Raw genomic sequence first — 3598 nt, 5'->3', positions numbered from 1 at the left:
TTTTTCGCCGACCGTCCGGGAGGGGGGTGCTCCCGGATTCAAAAAGATCGCCTCGAGGTCTCTTTAGTTTGATGATGATCTTTTTGAGTCCGGTATGACCGCTGGGGCCTGACCCGTGGGACATATATAGATGATTAATGATAAGGTATCTGCTAATATAGGCCATAGCCTATGAGTGTTTCTGACATTCTAACCTTTAGTGCCCCTGATGTGCAGATACCCAAAGTGGATGCGATGCCCTCGACCACATTGGAACTGGCTTATGCCTGCTATGCCCTGACCCGCCCCGATAGTGCGCAACGGGCCAGCGAACTGCCTTGGCTAAAAACCCTCTATACCAAGCATGGTGATTTGGTCGAGGCCATTCGGACTTTCTGGCCCGAAGACCAGCGATCCGAGGCGGGTGGGGATTTGTTCATGATTGTAGGGGATCTGGGCTATGCCCGAGATCATAGTGTAGATCGGCTATTTGCCGAATTTGGCAAAATTCCAGAGCGTCTGATCAAGCAAGGAGAGTCTTATCGCAAGAAGTTTCAGGCCTATGAAGATAAGGGCAAGCGGGAACATGAGCTAAAAAGCCTTGAAGGGATGCTCGAGCGGGCTGCTATCCTCAAACAACCCAATACGCGCAAACGCTATTTGAACCTACTCAAGCAACTTTGGAAAGTGCTGGAACCCATCTGGAAGGAAGAAGGATACGCTGAATCCAGGCGGGCCAGTGAAGCTTTCTTGAACAAATACCGTGAAACCGGCAATGTGCTAGACGCCATCCCGGCTCACCACTTCACCCAGTTTGAGGCATCACAAAAGCATATCCAGACCTCGCTGGAGAAGGGCAAATTGCTGGTTGTTCCCCTTTTTTTCGCTGCGGGTGGAGGCTTTAGTTTCGATTTTGCCGATTCACATTACATCGGTTACGGCATTCAGAGTGAGCACTTGTTCGAAAATCTGTTAACCCGGGTGGAGGAAGTAGCTCCCAAAATGAAAGCCTTGAGCGATCCCACACGGCTGACGATGCTCACCCTGATTGCGCGCTACGAAAACTTTGTATTGACAGTGGGAGATCTGGCTGCTCAACTGGGCGTGACCCAGCCTACTGCCAGCGGGCACCTGAAACTGCTCAAAGAAGCCGGGCTGGTTGCGCTGGAAAAGCATGGCAATAAGTCGTTCTACCATGTCAATAGTGAGGCGATCCAGCAGTCCATTGCCGGGCTATCGGATCTGGTATTGCGCTCCAAGTGATAGCCTATTGACAATATAGTCAATCTCCTATAATATAGAAATATAGGAGGTTGGCTATGATGATTAATCCAGAACTCTTGGTCATTACTGCAAACGATCATCTCGATCGGTTGCGTCAGGAAGCGACTGTGGAACAAGCCCTCAACAGCCAGGAAGCTGCTCCGACCTTCAAATACTCCAGTCCGGCTACGGGTAAAAGGCCTACCCCTTTCGGCCCAGGACTCAAAGATTCCCGAGCTCAATAGGAGAAGAACTATGAACCTCAACCCCATATTGCTGAAAACTGTCGTTGATCAGCATATGACCGAACTGCTCGAGCAGGCCCGAACCGAACAATTGCTGCGCAATGCTCCTACGTTGTCCACCAGCCAGGTGTTGCCATTCAACCCGAACAACCTGCGGCGCCAACGAGCAAACCAGTCTAATTGTGAACCAAGGGCAGCTTAAGCTTCCCAAGTTGAGACCCTTCAGCTGGGGGTCTTTTCAACGGACGAACCTTCGAAGCAAGTAAAACATCGTCACGTTCCTAGCGCGGTTGCCAACAGTACCGTGTCTAGCCTCCTGGCAGGAGTGGTTTCAGGGGCCACTCCTGCAAATTTATGCGGCAGGGCCCGCACCATGGTATTTTGTGCTGGAAAGTCCAGGCTTCAGCCGGAGACCGACAGCGATTATTTGCGGCCAGATGGCTGGCTAGCGATCTGGTAAGGGGTCAGTATGCACTGGAGACCCCGAAACAAGCCCCTCCATAGCAAATCCCGCCATTCCACAGGCCGAATCCATGTGGAAAACCAGCCTACCGGAGCAGTATCCATCCTCAAAATTAGATAGAACCTGGAGAGGCGTTGCTTTTTGTTATGCTAGCCTTGCTCATGAAACCTGGCCCCTTCAACTCAATCACCGATGTCCCTGGTATCCAGGTAGGCCACTTTACCGATTTAGACAACCTTACTGGTGTCACCGTAGTCTTTCCTGAAAATGGGGCGGTGGCGGGTGTGGATGTGCGCGGCAGTGCGCCGGGTACGCGTGAAACCGATTTGCTGAACCCAGTTAATCTGGTCGAGAAGGTGCAGGCCATTGTGCTCTCGGGCGGGAGTGCCTATGGCCTCGAGGCTGTTTCAGGCGTAATGCACTGGCTCGAGGAACACAACAAGGGCTACCCTGTGGGCAACGAGACTACCCAGGCCCTAGTGCCCATCGTGCCCGCCGCAGTGATTTTCGACCTGCTGGTCGGCAGCTCCACCGTGCGTCCCAGTGCCGAGTACGGCTACTTGGCTGCCCAGAACCTGAAGAGCGGCCCAGTGGAGCAAGGGGTGGTAGGGGTGGGCACGGGTGCCCGAAATGGCGGGCTGAAAGGGGGAACGGGAACGGCCAGCCTGGCCATGCCGGGTGGGGTGATGGTGGGGGCCATCGTTGCGGCCAATGCCCATGGACGTGCCCACGACCCTGTGTCGGGGGAAATCTACGCACGGTTCTTAGAACAAAATGGCGAGTTCAAGCTCAGGCATACACCCCAATCCCTTGCGGCACCCGACTACACCGACATCTTCAGCAATTCTTTTGTTCGCAGCAATACGGTGATTGGTTGTGTGGCGACCAGTGCCCGACTGACCAAAGCCCAGGCCCAAAAGATAGCCCAGATGGCCCACGACGGCATCGCCAGGGCAGTGTTCCCGGCCCACACCATGTTCGATGGCGACGTGATCTTTTGTCTTGCTACGGGTGAAGTGGAGATTGAAGGCCCTGCCGAACTCAGCCGCATGGGCGCCGTGGCCGCCGATGTATTTGCTCGAGCCCTGGTACATGGGGTGTTGCATGCGTATTCGGTAGGTGGATTGGTTTCCTACCGCGACCTGTACGAAAAATAGGCGTTAAGGGCGACCTCGTATGGTTGCCCGTTCTGCCCTACAGGAAGAACCATGGACAAAAACAACCTTGCCCTCCAGGCAGCCCAAGCCGTTGACACCGATGAGCTGGTTCACCTGACCCAGGAACTGGTCCGTATTCCAAGCTACTTCCCTGGGCCTGGGGAGCAGCCGGTGGTAGATTTTCTCGAGCCTTATTTAAAAGCGCGTGGTTTCACAACCACCGTGCAAGAGGTTGCTCCGGGTCGCCCGAATCTGATTGCCGACCTGGGGCAAGGTCCTGGAGGACTGATTCTGGAGGGCCATACCGATGTGGTTACGCACGGCAATCCAGAACAGTGGACGATGCCCCCCTACGAAGCTCGGATTGTGGGCGGCAAAATCTACGGGCGCGGGGCCTGCGACATGAAGGGGGGGCTGGCTGCAGCAATTGTGGCAGCCCAGGCCGTGCGGGGGGTGCTGGGCGAGCCCGACAAAACCTTGCGCCTGTGCAT

Annotated in this window: 5 protein-coding genes; all 5 read left to right on the top strand. The window is 54.8% G+C overall.

What is annotated here, in order from left to right; all coding sequences use genetic code 11:
- Positions 1 to 171: 171 nt before the first annotated feature.
- Complete coding sequence (locus Q0288_RS14810) at positions 172 to 1242, top strand: metalloregulator ArsR/SmtB family transcription factor (RefSeq protein WP_299431984.1); 1071 nt, start codon at positions 172 to 174, stop codon at positions 1240 to 1242.
- A 56-nt stretch (positions 1243 to 1298) separates the two neighbouring features.
- On the top strand, positions 1299 to 1487 hold the full coding sequence (locus Q0288_RS14805; RefSeq protein ID WP_299431980.1) for a hypothetical protein: 189 nt from the start codon (positions 1299 to 1301) through the stop codon (positions 1485 to 1487).
- Positions 1488 to 1497: 10 nt separating this feature from the next.
- A complete protein-coding gene (locus tag Q0288_RS14800; RefSeq protein WP_299431977.1) occupies positions 1498 to 1689 on the top strand; it encodes a hypothetical protein in 192 nt (63 codons plus the stop codon).
- Positions 1690 to 2111: 422 nt separating this feature from the next.
- A complete protein-coding gene (locus Q0288_RS14795; protein WP_299431974.1) occupies positions 2112 to 3107 on the top strand; it encodes a P1 family peptidase in 996 nt (331 codons plus the stop codon).
- 51 nt (positions 3108 to 3158) lie between these two features.
- Positions 3159 to 3598, top strand: a 440-nt coding sequence (locus tag Q0288_RS14790) for a M20/M25/M40 family metallo-hydrolase (protein WP_299431971.1), incomplete at its 3' end; no start/stop codon positions are given.

The organism is uncultured Meiothermus sp., assembly GCF_937863175.1.
Taxonomy (GTDB): domain Bacteria; phylum Deinococcota; class Deinococci; order Deinococcales; family Thermaceae; genus Meiothermus.
The sequence above is the reverse complement of the archived record's forward strand: the minus strand, read 5'-3'. Positions and strand labels throughout refer to the sequence as shown.